The sequence below is a fragment of the Phenylobacterium sp. genome, from assembly GCF_013822795.1.
Lineage (GTDB): Bacteria > Pseudomonadota > Alphaproteobacteria > Caulobacterales > Caulobacteraceae > Phenylobacterium.
Window position 1 is genome coordinate 143,049 of the sequence record NZ_PNLB01000007.1, and the last position, 12,693, is coordinate 155,741.

The 12,693-nt window shown below is 67.8% G+C and carries 12 protein-coding genes; 6 read left to right on the plus strand and 6 right to left on the minus strand.

The genetic code is table 11. The features are described 5' to 3' along the window. Positions 1–23 precede the first annotated feature (23 nt). Together C0481_RS08355 and C0481_RS08360 are read left to right on the plus strand one after the other, a co-directional pair. Positions 24–851 carry a flagellin gene (locus C0481_RS08355; protein WP_293402573.1) on the plus strand — a complete coding sequence of 276 codons (828 nt, stop codon included), beginning with the start codon at positions 24–26 and terminating at the stop codon, positions 849–851. A gap of 67 nt (positions 852–918) precedes the next feature. Then, a complete protein-coding gene (locus C0481_RS08360; protein WP_293402575.1) occupies positions 919–1,932 on the plus strand; it encodes an LLM class flavin-dependent oxidoreductase in 1,014 nt (337 codons plus the stop codon). Here C0481_RS08360 and C0481_RS08365 read toward each other — a convergent pair. Then, positions 1,929–2,105, minus strand: a complete 177-nt coding sequence (locus C0481_RS08365; protein ID WP_293402577.1) for a YegP family protein — start codon at positions 2,103–2,105, stop codon at positions 1,929–1,931. The genes C0481_RS08360 and C0481_RS08365 overlap by 4 nt on opposite strands. Before the next feature lie 193 nt (positions 2,106–2,298). On the opposite strand from C0481_RS08365, the gene C0481_RS08370 reads away from it, so the two are divergent. From C0481_RS08370 to mazG, 3 genes are all read left to right on the plus strand, one after another. Then, the gene (locus tag C0481_RS08370; RefSeq protein WP_293402579.1) at positions 2,299–2,799 is read left to right on the plus strand and encodes a hypothetical protein; all 501 of its coding nucleotides are present in this window, start codon (positions 2,299–2,301) and stop codon (positions 2,797–2,799) included. A 93-nt stretch (positions 2,800–2,892) separates the two neighbouring features. After that, positions 2,893–4,257: an MFS transporter gene (locus C0481_RS08375; protein ID WP_293402581.1), complete on the plus strand. Its 1,365-nt coding sequence runs from the start codon at positions 2,893–2,895 to the stop codon at positions 4,255–4,257. 3 nt (positions 4,258–4,260) lie between these two features. Beyond that, positions 4,261–5,070: a nucleoside triphosphate pyrophosphohydrolase gene (mazG, locus tag C0481_RS08380; protein ID WP_293402583.1), complete on the plus strand. Its 810-nt coding sequence runs from the start codon at positions 4,261–4,263 to the stop codon at positions 5,068–5,070. Here mazG and hflX read toward each other — a convergent pair. The 5 genes from hflX to C0481_RS08405 all read right to left on the minus strand — a co-directional run bounded on the left by hflX (position 5,067) and on the right by C0481_RS08405 (position 11,223). Further along, entirely contained in the window at positions 5,067–6,383 is a 1,317-nt protein-coding gene (hflX, locus tag C0481_RS08385) for a GTPase HflX (RefSeq protein WP_293402585.1), read from the minus strand. The genes mazG and hflX overlap by 4 nt on opposite strands. Beyond that, complete coding sequence (gene hfq, locus C0481_RS08390) at positions 6,380–6,631, minus strand: RNA chaperone Hfq (RefSeq protein ID WP_183770024.1); 252 nt, start codon at positions 6,629–6,631, stop codon at positions 6,380–6,382. The genes hflX and hfq overlap by 4 nt, the downstream gene beginning before the upstream one ends. 101 nt (positions 6,632–6,732) lie before the next feature. Further along, entirely contained in the window at positions 6,733–7,596 is an 864-nt protein-coding gene (locus C0481_RS08395; RefSeq protein WP_293402588.1) for a D-amino-acid transaminase, read from the minus strand. A gap of 1 nt (position 7,597) precedes the next feature. Then, positions 7,598–8,989 (minus strand): sigma-54 dependent transcriptional regulator, encoded by a 1,392-nt coding sequence (locus C0481_RS08400; RefSeq protein ID WP_293402590.1) that lies wholly within the window; start codon positions 8,987–8,989, stop codon positions 7,598–7,600. After that, positions 8,989–11,223, minus strand: coding sequence for a PAS domain-containing sensor histidine kinase (locus C0481_RS08405; protein WP_293402592.1), 2,235 nt, complete (start codon positions 11,221–11,223; stop codon positions 8,989–8,991). Before C0481_RS08405 ends, C0481_RS08400 begins: the two co-directional genes overlap by 1 nt. 289 nt (positions 11,224–11,512) lie before the next feature. Between C0481_RS08405 and C0481_RS08410 the strand changes: the two genes are divergently transcribed. Further along, positions 11,513–12,598, plus strand: a complete 1,086-nt coding sequence (locus tag C0481_RS08410) for a 3-deoxy-7-phosphoheptulonate synthase (protein WP_293402594.1) — start codon at positions 11,513–11,515, stop codon at positions 12,596–12,598. Positions 12,599–12,693 lie beyond the last annotated feature (95 nt).

Here is a 12,693-nt window from a genome sequence, read left to right on the forward strand (position 1 = left end):
CCCCTTGGAACCGAGGCTTCGTCATGCCGCTAAACAGCGTCAACACGAACACCAGCGCGATGATTGCGCTGCAGAGCCTCAACGCCATCAGTTCGGAATACGCCCAGGTCCAGCGTCGCATCTCGACCGGCCTGAAGATCGCCAGCCCCAAGGACAACCCGGCCATCTGGGCGATCGCCCAGAACATGCGGGCCGAATCCAAGTCGCTCGACGCGGTCATGAGCTCATTGCAGCGCGGCCAGTCGATCGTCGACACCGCGATGACCGCCGGCGAGACGATCTCCGACATCCTCTCGCAGATGAAGGAAAAGGCGCTCGCCGCCACCGAGGCCGGCCTCAGCACCGCCAGCCGCCAGGCGCTCAGCGACGAGTATGTCGCCCTGCGCCGGCAGATCGACCTGGTGGCCTCGAACGCCAGCTTCGACGGCGTGAACCTGATTTCGGCCGGCTCGACCGGCAATATCCGGGCCCTGGCCAACACCAAGGCGACCGCCACGATCAATGTCGACCACGTCGACCTGTCCACCACCGGGGGCGCAATCTCCTCGACCCTGGCCGACCTGATGGGCGGCGTTTCGGCCGCCGACATCAAGGCGCTGGAAACTTCGTCGCAGAAGGTGTCGTCGGCGCTCTCGAAGCTCGGCGTGGGCGGCAAGGCGCTGGACCGCCATCTCGAAATGAGCGCCAAGCTGCAAGACAGCTACGACTCCGGCATCGGCAACCTCGTCGACGCCGACATGGCCAAGGAAAGCGCCCGGCTGACAGCGTTGGACGTCAAGATGCAGCTGGCGATCCAGGCGTTGCGGATCGCCAACCAGGCCCCGTCGCTGCTGCTCGCCCTCTTCCGCTAGACGACGATTTCGCCCACGGCGCAGCCTGGCCTCTCGCAGCGGCCGGCAAAGCGACTATATCGCGCTGATGGTTGATCTCTCGGTTCTCGATCTCTCGCCGATCGTCGTAGGCGGCGACGCCGCCCAGTCGCTGCGCAACAGCCGCGACCTCGCCCAGAATGCCGAGCGCTTCGGCTACAAGCGCTTCTGGCTGGCCGAGCACCACAACATGGCGGGCGTCGCCAGCGCAGCCACCTCGGTGGTCATCGGCTATGTCGCCGAGGGAACCTCTACGATCCGGGTCGGCGCCGGCGGCATCATGCTGCCCAATCACGCGCCGCTGGTGATCGCCGAGCAGTTCGGCACGCTCGCTTCGCTCTATCCCGGCCGCATCGACCTCGGCCTCGGCCGCGCGCCCGGCTCCGACCAGGCGACCGCCCGCGCCCTGCGCCGCACGCTGGCCGGAGACATCGACGACTTCCCGCGCGATGTCATCGAGCTGATGAACTACTTCGAGCCGGTCAAGCCCGGCCAGCTCATCCGCGCAGTGCCCGGCGCCGGTCTGGATGTGGAATTCTGGATGCTGGGCTCCAGCACCTACGGCGCACAGCTCGCCGCCGCGCTCGGGCTGCCCTACGCCTTCGCCTCGCATTTCGCGCCCGCCCAGCTGGAGCTGGCGCTGAACGTCTATCGCAGCCAGTTCCGGCCATCTGAGCACCTGGACAAGCCGCACGTCATGTTGGGCGTGAACGTCACCGCCGCCGACACCGACGCCGAGGCCCAGCGGCTGTTCACCTCGCTCAAGCAGGCGTTCATCAACCTGGGCCAAGGCCGTCCCGGCCCGCTGCCGGCCCCGGTCGACGATCCAGACGGACGCCTCGACGAGATCGGCGGGGCGATGCTGCGGCAGAGCTTGAGCTGTTCGATTGTCGGCTCGCCCGAGCGCGTGCGTCAGGGCCTGGCCGACTTCGTGCGCCGCACCGGCGCCGACGAGCTGATGGTCACCGCCCAGGTCTACGATCACGCAGCCCGGGTCAGGTCGTTCGAGATCGCCGCACAGGCGCGCGATGAACTCGCACGCCTGGCGGACGTATCTGCTTAGGAGTTGTCTTCGACGGCCGCGTCCGGACCGTTCTTCTTGATGGAATCGATCGCGTTCTGGGCGCTCGCCTTCGACGAATAGCCTTCGGTCGAGAACATCGTTTCGCTGTTGTACTTGAAGCGAACCCGGAATTCTCCGGCCTTGTCCTTATAGATTTCGAACTTGTGCGCCACTGGTCGGCTCCGTTTGACGATTGAACATGCCCGTCCCCCGCCGGGCAGACTTGGGCGCCGCCCCCTTCAGGTCAAGCCTGATCCCGGGCCGCGCGCCACACTAAGGCCACGCTTGGATGATGGCTTTGCGACAGGCGGTCGTGCGCCCCATCTACTTAAACAGACTGCGTCGCCCTTTCGTTTGGAGCCAGTTATGCGCGCCCTGCTTTTCACCGCCTTCGCCACCTTCGCACTCGTGGGTTCAGCCTTCGCCGAACCCATGCCGACCGTCGCCAGCGTGGAGGTCAAGCTCAGCCCCGAGCTGCAGAAGAAAGCCGCCGAGGAATACGGCGTCCGCGACGTCGAACGCCTGGCCGTCGAACTGCGCAAGGATGTCGAACGCGAGATGCATCGCACCGGGGTTCTCGCCGGCGGCCGCCTGGAGCTGACCTTGGTCGACGCGCGCCCGAACCGCCCGACCTTCAAGCAGCTCGGCGACAGGCCGGGCCTGTCGATGGACAGCTTCGGCGTCGGCGGCGCCAAGATCGAGGGCCGCGCCATTTCGGTCGACGGCGAGGTCACCCCGGTCCGCTACGACTGGTACGAGACCGACATCCGCCAGTCGCGGCTGACCACCACCTGGTCGGACGCTGAGTATGCGTTCAACCGCTTCGCCTTCCAATTGGGCCGCGGCAATGTGTACGCACGTCGATAACGTCGATAGGCCTTGCCACCCCCGGGGCTGAGGGTTCACATCGCGCCGCTCGCCGGACGCCCGTAGATCCGGAAGCGTTAGGGGATGAGTGAGATGACCGCGCAGGCGGATCGGCGTTCCAACTGGACACTGGCGGCCCTCGCCGCCCCGTGTCTCCCTCTGGCGGGCCTCGGCCTGCCGCTCGTGGTCTATCTCCCCGAGTACTACGCGAACGAACTGGGCCTCAGCCTGGGCGCGGTCGGCATGGCGTTCATGCTGGTTCGTCTGCTCGACATGGCGTTCGACCCCTATATCGGCGGGGTCATGGACGGCACGCGTTCGCGGTTCGGCCGGTTCAAGCTGTGGTTTGCGATCAGCGCGCCGTTGCTGATGCTGGCCGCCTACATGCTGTTCATGGCCAAACCGGGCGTGTCCACGGCATACCTCTGGGTCTGGCTGCTGGTGGGTTATGCCGGCGTCTCGATCGCCGGCCTCTCGCAGCTGGCCTGGGCCGCGGTGCTGTCGCCCCAGTACGATCAACGCTCGCGGATCTATGCCTGGTGGCAGGCCGGCAATGTCGTCGGCATGATCTTCGTGCTCACCCTCCCCGCCCTGCTACCCTTGCTGGGCGTTACAGGGCACCGCGCCGGCGTGCAGGCCATGGGCTGGTTCATCGTCATCCTGCTGCCGATCACGGTGGCCCTGGCTGTTTGGCGCGTCCCCGAGCCGCAGGTCGTCTCCGAGGTCAAGAAATCGGGCTTCCGTGAGTACCTCGCGCTGTTCAAGCGCCCGAGCGTGGTTCGCATCCTGGTCGCCGACCTGCTGATCGGCACCGGCCCGGCGATCACCGGCGCCCTATTCTTCTTCTTCTTCGGCCGGGTGAAGGGGTTCAGCCACGCCGAGGCCAGCCTGCTGCTGCTGATCTACTTCATCGGCGGCCTGGTCGGCGCGCCGCTGTGGACCTGGCTCTCCTACAAGATCTCCAAGCACCGGGCGCTCGCCGTGTCCGGCGTGGTCTATGCGGCGCTGACGCTCTGCTCGCTGATCATCCCGCAAGGCGCGATGGTCCCGGCCGCCGTGCTGATGTTCATGATCGGCGTGCCCTATGCAGCCGGCGCGTTCCTGCTGCGGGCGATGATGGCCGACATCGGCGATGAAGAGCGGCTGGCCAGCGGCGTCGACCGCACCGGACTGCTCTACGCCATCCTTTCGGGCACGGTGAAGGTCGGCTCGGCCGCCGCCGTCGGCATCAGCTTCCCGCTGCTGCAGGCCATGGGCTTCGACCCCAAGGGCACGGGCGTCGACACCGGCCTGCAGGGGCTGGCCATCCTGTTCGCCGCGGTGCCGGCGGCCATGTCGATCGCCGCCAGCGTCATCGTCTGGGGCTTCCCGCTGACCTCCGAGCGCCACGCCGAGATTCGCGCCGCCCTGGCGGCTCGCGATATGAAGGACTCCGAACTCGCCGAGGCCGCCGAATAATCCATGAGCTCCAATCCCAGCGATCAGCGCCCCATCGACCGCCTGCTCTCCATCATGGCGCGGCTGCGCGACCCTGACGGGGGCTGCGCCTGGGATCTGGAGCAGACCTTCGCGACCATCGCGCCCTATACGGTCGAGGAGGCCTACGAGGTCGCCGACGCCATCGAACGGGGCGACCTGAACGACCTGCGCGAGGAACTGGGCGACCTGCTGCTGCAGGTCGTCTTCCACAGCCGCATGGCGCAGGAGCAAGGCGCGTTCGCCTTCGACGACGTGGCCGACGCCATTTCCGAGAAGATGATCCGCCGCCACCCGCATGTGTTCGGCGAAGACGAGCAGCGCACGAGCGCCGAGCAGACCCGCGCCTGGGAGGTCATCAAGGCCCAAGAGCGCGCGAAGAAGGGCAAGAACCAGAGCCTGCTGGACGACGTACCGACCGGCCTGCCCGCCCTCACCCGCGCCGTGAAGCTGACCGCCCGCGCTGCACGCGTCGGCTTCGACTGGCCCGACGTCTCGTTCGTGCTCGACAAGTTGCGCGAGGAGACCGCCGAGCTGGAGGTGGAAATCGCCAACGGCCGCGACGCCGCCCGGATGCGCGACGAGCTGGGCGACATCCTGTTCGTCTGCGCCAACCTCGCCCGCAAGCTCGACCTGGAGCCGGAAGACGCGCTGCGCTCGACCAACGCCAAGTTCGCGCGGCGCTTCCAATTCATCGAGGCCGAACTGGCCAAACGCGGCAAGTCCGCCGACCAATCCGACCTCGAAGAGATGGACGCACTCTGGGACGCGGCGAAGCTGGCCGAGAAGGCCTAGAGCGCCGTCAGCTCCGCCCTCGGGAACTGCTGCTCAAATTGTCCCAGGGCCTGGGCGTTGAGCCGCACGGCGATCCGGACGCTGCCGTCTTCCCCGTCGAAGCGGTCCATGACCCGACCATGGCGATAAAGCCAGGCCACCGCCGCGCCGTCCGCGGCCGTCAGGCTGACGGAAACGGGCGGCGCATCGTCGACCAGCCGCGCGATCGCCGCCAGCAGCGACTCGCAGCCCTCGCCGCTCACCGCCGAAACCATGACGGCCTGGGGATGATGCCGGCGCGCGTCGCCTGCGACCTGCTCGCGGTCCTCGGTCTCCAGCAGATCGGCCTTGTTCCAGACTTCGATCAGGTTGCGATCGGCGACGTCGATCCCGAGCCGCTCCAGCACCGTGCGGACATCCTGCGCCTCGGCGTCGGTCTCCTCGCTGGCGATGTCGCGGACGTGCAGGATCACGTCGGCTTCCTTCACCTCCTCGAGGGTGGCCCGGAAGGATTCGACCAGCTCGTGCGGCAGGTCCGAGATGAAGCCCACGGTGTCGGACAGGATCGCCGGTCGCCCATCGGGCAGGTCCAGCATGCGCAGGGTCGGATCGAGGGTGGCGAACAGCATGTCGGCCGCCATCACGTCCGCCTTGGTCAGGCGGTTGAACAGGGTCGACTTGCCGGCGTTGGTGTAGCCGACCAGGGCCACGGCCGGGAACGGATGGCGCTGGCGAGCGCCGCGCTGGAGGTTGCGGGTGCGGCGCACCTCGACCAGCTCGCGCTTCAGCTTGCCGATCTTCTCGGCCAGCAGCCGGCGGTCGGTCTCGATCTGGGTTTCACCAGGACCGCCCATGACCCCGAAGCCGCCGCGCTGGCGTTCCAGGTGGGTCCAGGTGCGGACCAGGCGCGAGCGTTCGTAGGACAGCCTGGCCAGTTCGACCTGCAGGATGCCTTCGCGGGTCCGGGCGCGCCGGGCGAAGATCTCGAGGATCATGCCCGTGCGGTCCATGACCTTGACCTGCCAGGCCTTCTCCAGATTGCGCTGCTGGACCGGCGTCAGGGCGTCGTCGACGACGGCGACATCGACCTCGAGCCGAGCGCAGAGCGCCCCGATCTCGTCGACCTTACCGCTGCCGAACAGCGTCGCAGGCGTGCGCTTGCGCAGGGGCGCGATGATCGCGTCCCTGATCTCCAGATCGAGCGCCTCGGCGAGGCCGACGGCCTCTTCCAGGCGCGCCTGGGAACTGCGCGCCGAGTCGCGGCCGTCTCGCTGGGGATGAATGACTAGCGCCCCCTGAGGGGGCGCTTCACGATCGATGGACTTGGAGGTCAATCGCCCTCGTCTTCCGCCGGTTCATAGAGCTGAACGGGCTGAGCCGGCATGATGGTGGAAATGGCGTGCTTATAGACCAGCTGCGACTGGCCGTCGCGGCGCAGCAGCACGCAGAAATTATCGAACCAGCTCACGACGCCCTGCAGCTTCACGCCGTTCACCAGGAAGATCGTCAGCGGCGTCTTCGACTTGCGGACGCTGTTCAGGAACGTGTCCTGGAGGTTCTGTTTCTTTTCGTTGCCGGACATGGCTTGTCGCCCTTTTCTCTGTTCCGGGAGGCAAAACGCCTCCCACACACATGCATGAGGCTAGACCGGCGGATGTGACCGGCGCAATCGCGCCGCTCGCATCAGACGGCGGTCGCCCTCGCGCGCTCGATATAGAGGCGTCGGAGCTTCATCGCCACCGGTCCGACCTCACCATTTCCAATCGGCTTGTCGTCGACGGCCACGACGGGCAGCACCAGACTGCCGGCGCCGGTGATGAACGCCTCTTTCGCAGCGACGGCCTCGGCGGGCGTGAACGGCCGCTCCTCAACCTTCATGCCCTCGTCGCGCAAGACGTCGAGCAGGGTGCGGCGGGTGACCCCGCGCAGGATGTTGGCGTTGGTGTCGCGGGTGCGCAGGACCCCGTCGGCGTCGATGATCCAGGCGTTGGACGAGGCGCCCTCGGTGACGAAGCCCAGCTCGTCGACGAACCAGGCTTCGGCCGCCCCGCGTTCCTTGGCCGCCTGCTTAGCCAGGGCGTTGGGCAACAGGCCGACGGTCTTGATGTCGCAGCGGCCCCAGCGGTTCTCCGGGGTGGTGATGACCTTCACGCCCTTGGCGGCCTTGGCCTCGCTCGCCGCGCGATCGACGGGAGACACCGTGATGACCACGGCCGGCGGGACCGGCTGGTCCGGGAAGGCGTGGCCGCGCGGGGCGACCCCGCGGCCGACCTGCAGGTAGAGCAGACCTTCGCTGATCCGGTTGCGGCGCACCGCCTCGCGCAGCACGATCGTCAGCGCCGCGCGGCTCATCGGCATCGGGATGCGCAGTTCGCCGAGGCTGCGCTCCAGGCGTGCGAAATGCCCCTCGGCGTCGGCCAGCTTGCCGTCGAACAGGGCCCAGACCTCGTAGACCGCGTCGGCCAGCTGGTAGCCGCGGTCCTCGATGTGCACCACGGCCTCGCCGTGCCGCACGAACTGCCCGTTCACATAGGCGATACGCCCCACCTTACGCGTCCTCTTCTTCCATTGGCCTGGCGCCCGACAGGCCCAGGGACTTCAGTTTGCGGTGCAGGGCCGAGCGCTCCATGCCGATGAAGGCCGCGGTCCGCGAGATGTTGCCCGAGAACCGCAGCATCTGAGCGTTGAGGTACTCGCGCTCGAACACCTCGCGCGCCTCGCGCAGCGGCAGGGCGATGATCTTCTCAGCGCCCAGGCTGGAGGGCTGATCGTTCACCACCGCGTCGTTGGGGAGCATCTCGGCGCTGATCGGCTCGCTGGGATCGCCGGCGGCCAGGATCAGCATGCGCTCGACGTTATTGCGCAGTTGGCTGAGGTTGCCCGGCCAGGCCCGCACCTGCAGCGCAGCCAGCGCGTCGTCGGCCAGCCGCCGACGCGGCATGCCGGTCGCCTCGCAGATGCGGTTGACGAAGTAGTCGATCAGCTCGGGGATGTCCTCGCGCCGCTCCGACAGCCCGGGCACGCTGACGGGCACCACGTTCAGGCGGTGGAACAGATCCTCGCGGAACCGGCCCGCATTGATCTCCTCGCGCAGATCGCGGCAGGTCGAGGAGACCACCCGAACATCAACCTGCACGTCCTGCTCTCCGCCCACACGGCGGAATCGCTGCTCCACCAGGACCCGCAGAATACGGCTCTGGGTCTCACGCGGCATGTCCGCCACTTCATCGAGGTATAGCGTTCCGCCATGGGCGCGTTCGAAGACCCCGATCTTGGCCGGCCGACCGCCCTCGTGCTCCTCGCCGAACAGTTCGGCGTCCACTCGTTCGGGCGTCATGCCAGCGGCGCTGATCACGACGAACTCGTTGCGCGTCCTGGGGCTTGCCGAGTGGATCAGTCGCGCCACAGTCTCCTTGCCCGAACCCGGCGGGCCGGCGATCAGCACGCGGCTGTTGGCCGAGGCCAGCTTGGCGATCAGGCCGCGCAGCTGCTGGGTGACCACAGATTTGCCGATCAGCCCGTCGGGCTGGATCGTCTGGGCGCGCAGGCGGCGGTTCTCGCGCTTGAGGTTGCTGGTCTCCAGGGCCCGCTCGACGCACAGCAGCAGGCGATCCGACTTGAACGGCTTTTCCAGGAACTCGTAGGCGCCGCGCTTGATCGCGCTGACCGCGGTCTCGATGTTGCCGTGGCCGGAGATCATGATCACCGGGATGTCGGCGTCCAGCGTTTTGACCAGGTCGAGCAGCTCAAGCCCGTCCATCCCTCCGCCCTGCATCCAGATGTCCAGGATCAGCAGGGCCGGCTTGCGCGACTTGATGGCGGCAAGGGCGCTCTCGGAGTCGTTGGCCGTGCGCACCGCATAGCCCTCGTCGGACAGGATGCCTGCGACCAGCTCGCGGATGTCCGCTTCGTCGTCGACCACCAGAACGTCAGCCGCCATCACATCACTCCTGCGTCTTGAGCTCTTGGCTCAGGTCCGGCGTCGGCGTCGGGCGCAGCCGGCGCCGCCGTGGGAAGTTTCAGCACTGCACGGGCGCCGCGTCCGCCCGTCGCATCGGTCAAAATCAGTTCGCCGCCATGGTCTTCCAGGATGCGCTTGACGATCGCCAGCCCCAGCCCTGTGCCCTTCTCGCGCGTGGTGACATAGGGCTCGGTCAGGCGGTCGCGGTCCTTGTCGGGCAGGCCGACGCCATTGTCCTCGACGATCACCTGCACCCCCTGTTCGTCGGAGAGCAGGCGGACCGAAATCCGGCCCTTGGGTTCCGGCTCGGCGGCGACCCGCGCCGCAACCGCCTCCGCGGCGTTCTTGAGGATGTTGGTCAGCGCCTGGGCGATCATCCGCCCGTCGGCCACCAGCGTCACATGCGGGGTCGGATCGAGCAGCTCGACGTCGATGTCCGGCGCGGCGACCCGCTGGGCGAACACCGCCGCGCGGACCAGCTCAGCGCCGTCCTGCGCCGCGAACTTGGGCGCTGGCATTCGGGCGAACGACGAGAACTCGTCAACCATCCGCCCGATCCCGTCGACCTGGCGCACGATGGTGTCGGTGCAGCGGTCGAAGGTCTCCAGGTCCTCCTGGGCGACGTCCTTGCGGAACTTGCGGCGCAGGCGTTCGGCCGACAGCTGGATCGGGGTCAGCGGGTTCTTGATCTCGTGGGCGATGCGGCGGGCGACGTCGCGCCAGGCCGCGTTGCGCTGGGCCGAGACGAGGCGGGTAATGTCGTCAAAGGTCAGCACCAGGCCGCCCTCGGAGCGGCTGGCGCGCACCCGCAGCCGATGGGTTTCGCGGGCCCGCGCCACATCCACCTCGGCCTCGGACTCGCCGGCCTGGTCGGCGCGATCGGCGATGGCGACGAATTCGGGCGCCACCTCCTGCAGCCGCCGGCCGCTGGTCTGGCCCTCGGCCAGATCGAGCAGGATCCGCGCCTGGCGGTTCACGGCCGAGATCCGGCCGTCGGAATCCAGGCCGATGACGCCGGCCGAGACTTCGGCCAGGACGGTCTCGATGAACTGACGACGCTCCTCGGCCTCGTCGCCCGCGCGCTTCAGCGCCGCCTGCTGGGCTTGCAGATCGTGCGTCATGCTGTTGAAGGCGCGCGACAACACGGCGAGCTCTTCGGGATCCTCGGAGGTGTCGACCCGCGCATCGAGATCGCCGCCGGCGACCCGCCCGGCCGCCTGCACCAGACGCCCGACCGGCGCCGAGATGGCGCTGGCCGCGCCCATGCCCAGCCACACTGCGCCGACCAGAACCAGCATCGCCGTCTCGATGTAGGAAAGCGCAAAGACCCGTTGAATCCGCGCGCGGCTTTCGGCCGCCTCGCGATAGGCGGTCACCGCCCGATCGGCCTCGTGCAGTTGATTGACGATCCCCGCCTGCACCGGTCGGGTCACATAGAGATAGGCGTCCGGATAGGCCGTCAGCCGCGTCAGCGCCCGCGTCAGGTTCGGCGACACCGAGATCGAACCCTCGTCGGCGGCGGCGAAGCTGGACGGCGGCGGGGCCTGGAAGCCCACCACGTCGACGGCCTCGGCCCGCGCCAGGATCCGCCCTTCGCGATCGATCAGATAGGCCGCGGGAAACGCGTGATAGGAGGCCTGGTAGGCCAGGAAGTGGCTGAAGGTGACCGGGCTGACCTGCAGCGCCGGAGCGGCGCGGTTGAGGTCGTTGGCCATCAGGGTCACGTGCTCTTCGACGAACTGGCTTTGGTCTTCGACATAAGAACGCATCACCGTCGCCGAGTTTTCGACCACGGTCTGGACCCGTTCGGAGAACCAGTTCTCGACGCCGCGGTTGACCAGCACCGTATAGAACAACGCCACGACCATGGCCGGGGCGACCGCCGCCAGGGCGAACAGGGTCACGAAGCGCACGTGCAGCCGGGCGGCCGGATCGACCGAACGGGCCCGAAGCATGGTCGCCACCCGGAACCCGACCTGGGCGGCGAGCGCCAGGATCAGCACCAGGTTGAAGGCCAGGATCGCCAGAATGTTCTTGGAGGCCGGAGCCAGCGGGCCGGTCTCGGGCGGCGACGCGGCCAGCAGGATCGCCACTGCGGTAAGCACCGCGGCCAGCGCATAGCCGCCGCCGAGCACGTAGCGTGATTGCAGCGCCCGCCAGAACCGCGCGGCGGGCGTCGCGTGAGTTCCGCCTTCGTGACTCAGAGACGCCATTACAACGGCGACCCTAACCACCTGTGCCCCAAATTCAACACTGATGTTGCGCTCAAGCTTCACAGTTGCTTGGGGATGACAGCGCTTTTCGACTGCGCTATCGATGGCGGTGATGATCCTCGCCACCAGCCAATATTCGTTTTGGTATTTTGGCTATTCCGATGCCGCTGGCGGAGGAAGGGGATCGCGCGACAGCACGCTGTCATAGGACGCAAGACCCACCCAGCCGCCAGCACCTGGCGGCTTTTCTTTTGCGCCGCCGGAGACTGAAACCACCCGGAGCGCACCCGTGAACACCGACGACCTACGTATCCTCGACATCAAGCCCCTCGCCTCGCCGGCGCAGGTGATGGGCGACCTGCCGGCCAGCGACGCCATCGGCGCACTCGTGGCGGGCAGCCGACACAAGATCCATGACATTCTCCACGGCGCAGACGACCGTCTGGTGGTCGTGATCGGCCCCTGCTCGATCCACGATCCTGTCGCCGCGATGGAGTACGCGCGACGACTGGCCGCACAGCGCGATCGCTTCGCCGGCCAACTTGAGATCGTCATGCGCGTCTATTTCGAGAAGCCGCGCACCACCGTCGGCTGGAAGGGCCTGATCAACGACCCCCACCTCGACGGCACGTTCCGGATCGACGAAGGCCTGCCGCTGGCGCGCAAGCTGCTACTCGAGGTCAACGCGCTCGGCCTGCCGGCCGCGGTCGAATTCCTCGACGTGACGACGCCGCAGTACCTGGCCGACCTGGTGGCCTGGGGCGCAATCGGCGCACGCACCACCGAGAGCCAGATCCACCGCGAGATGGCCTCTGGGCTCTCCTGCCCGATCGGCTTCAAGAACGGCACCGACGGCAATCTGCGCATCGCCGTCGATGCGGTGAAGGCTGCTAGCCAGCCGCACCATTTCCTGGCCATCGGCAAGGACGGCCGCGCCGCCATCGCCGCCACCCGCGGCAATGACGACAGCCACGTGGTTCTGCGCGGCGGCAAGACCCCGAACTACGACGCCGCCGGCGTCGCGGCCGCCTGCTCGGAGCTGGCGACCAGCGGCCTGCGTCAGAGCGTGATCATCGACGTCAGCCACGCCAACAGCGGCAAGAAGCCCGAGAACCAGCCGGCCGTCACCCGCGACGTCGCCGCCCAGGTCGCGTCCGGCGACCAGCGCATCGCCGGGCTGATGATCGAAAGCCACCTCGTGGCCGGGCGCCAGGATCTCGTCGAAGGCCAGCCGCTGGTCTACGGCCAGAGCATCACCGACGGCTGCATCGACTGGGACGCCTCGGTCGAGCTGCTCGAGGAGCTGGCCCTGGCGGTCGAGGCCCGTCGGCGGGTGCGCGCCGCCCAGCCGGCCGGCGAGACGGTTCAGGCCTGACCTGACAGGCGGGAGCGCGCACCGGGGTGCGCTCCCGTCGATATTCGCTCGTCCCGCCGCCGACGGGACTTGGCGCGCCCGATCGGTTCAGGTCT

Bases quoted from the DNA above. Each gene is read 5' to 3' on its own strand.
- C0481_RS08355 (WP_293402573.1), top strand. From the start codon at position 24: ATGCCGCTAAACAGCGTCAACACGAACACCAGCGCGATGATTGCGCTG.
- C0481_RS08360 (WP_293402575.1), top strand. From the start codon at position 919: ATGGTTGATCTCTCGGTTCTCGATCTCTCGCCGATCGTCGTAGGCGGC.
- C0481_RS08370 (WP_293402579.1), top strand. From the start codon at position 2,299: ATGCGCGCCCTGCTTTTCACCGCCTTCGCCACCTTCGCACTCGTGGGT.
- C0481_RS08375 (WP_293402581.1), top strand. From the start codon at position 2,893: ATGACCGCGCAGGCGGATCGGCGTTCCAACTGGACACTGGCGGCCCTC.
- mazG (WP_293402583.1), top strand. From the start codon at position 4,261: ATGAGCTCCAATCCCAGCGATCAGCGCCCCATCGACCGCCTGCTCTCC.
- hfq (WP_183770024.1), bottom strand. From the start codon at position 6,631: ATGTCCGGCAACGAAAAGAAACAGAACCTCCAGGACACGTTCCTGAAC.
- C0481_RS08400 (WP_293402590.1), bottom strand. From the start codon at position 8,989: ATGGCGGCTGACGTTCTGGTGGTCGACGACGAAGCGGACATCCGCGAG.
- C0481_RS08405 (WP_293402592.1), bottom strand. From the start codon at position 11,223: ATGGCGTCTCTGAGTCACGAAGGCGGAACTCACGCGACGCCCGCCGCG.